The sequence below is a fragment of the Xanthobacter agilis genome, from assembly GCF_021730435.1.
In the GTDB taxonomy this organism is placed as follows: Bacteria; Pseudomonadota; Alphaproteobacteria; order Rhizobiales; family Xanthobacteraceae; genus Xanthobacter; species Xanthobacter agilis.
In genome coordinates, this window is record NZ_JABWGX010000063.1 from 1 (window position 1) to 1,272 (window position 1,272).

1 protein-coding gene is annotated in these 1,272 nt (G+C 66.1%); it reads right to left on the reverse strand.

The features are described 5' to 3' along the window. Positions 1 to 18 precede the first annotated feature (18 nt). Positions 19 to 1,208, reverse strand: a protein-coding gene (locus tag HUW53_RS21690) for an IS3 family transposase (protein ID WP_237347823.1) whose coding sequence is annotated in 2 segments (ribosomal slippage) — positions 19 to 950 and positions 950 to 1,208 — 1,191 coding nt in all. Because the reading frame shifts where the segments join, the coding sequence is not laid out codon by codon here. Positions 1,209 to 1,272 lie beyond the last annotated feature (64 nt).

The following is a 1,272-nucleotide window of genomic DNA, read 5'->3' on the forward strand; positions in this document are numbered from 1 at the left end:
TGACGTGACCCCCGTTTCTCATCCAGCCATAACGAGAGTCCTGGGTTGATTTGAGCCTTGGTGGTGGTGGGTGGCAAGAGGCGTCCGCGCGGAGCCTCCAGGCTGCGCAGCGCGGTCGCCGGACTCTCCGGATAAGGCGCGGGCGTAGTCCCTTGGCGTCATCCAGCCGAGCTTCGAGTGGGGGCGCTGCTCGTTGTAATCGCGCCGCCAGTTCTCCAGCACGGCGCGGGCGTGGGGCAGAGACCGGAAGAGTGTCTCATTCAGCAGCTCGTCGCGCAGCCGGCCGTTGAAGCTCTCGTTGTAGCCGTTCTGCTGCGGCTTGCCGGGCGCGATGTAATGCCAGCCCACGCCGGTGTCGTCGGCCCAGCCGAGGATGGCGTTCGAGGTGTATTCCGTGCCGTTGTCGCTGACGATGGTGTCCGGCCGCCCGCGCTGGGCGATGATGGCGTCGAGCTCGCGCGCGACCCTGCCTCCCGACAGCGAGGTATCCGCCACCAGGGCCAGGCATTCGCGTGTGCAGTTGTCGATCACCGTCAGGATGCGGAAGCGGCGGCCGTCGGTCATCTGGTCGGACACGAAGTCCAGGCTCCAGCGTTGATTGGGCGCCAGCGGGAGCTCAAGGGGCCGCCGGGTGCCGATCGCCCGCTTGCGGCCGCCGCGGCGGCGCACCGTTAGCCGCTCCTCGCGGTAGATCCGCTGGATCCGCTTCTTGTTCACAATCTGGCCCTCGCGTTTCAGCAGCACATGCAGCCGTCGGTAGCCGAAGCGTCGTCGCTCCTGGGCCAGGGCTTTTAACCGTTCGCGCAAGGCCCCGTCGTCCGGCCGCGTGGCCTGGTAGCGCACGCTAGTCCGGTCGGTGTCGATCACCCGGCACGCCCGTCGCTGGCTCATCTCGTAGGTCGTCTGCAGGTACGCCGCAGCCTCCCGATGCGCGGCGGGCGTCACCATTTTTTTCCCAGCAGGTCCTTCAGCGCGACGTTGTCGAGCATCGCCTCGGCCAGCATCCGCTTGAGCTTGGCGTTCTCGTCCTCCAGCGCCTTCAACCTCCGCGCCTCCGACACGTCCAGCCCGCCGTATTTAGCCTTCCACTTGTAGAAGGTCGGCGAGCTGAGCCCGTGCTTGCGGCACAGGTCCGCCACCGGCACGCCCGCCTCCTGCTCGCGCAGGATCCCGATAATCTGTTCTTCCGTGAACCTTGATCGTTTCATTCGTCCGTCCCTTTCATCGGGCGGACTCTAGCTATTTCTGGAGGAGTTTCAGGGGGTCACGTCA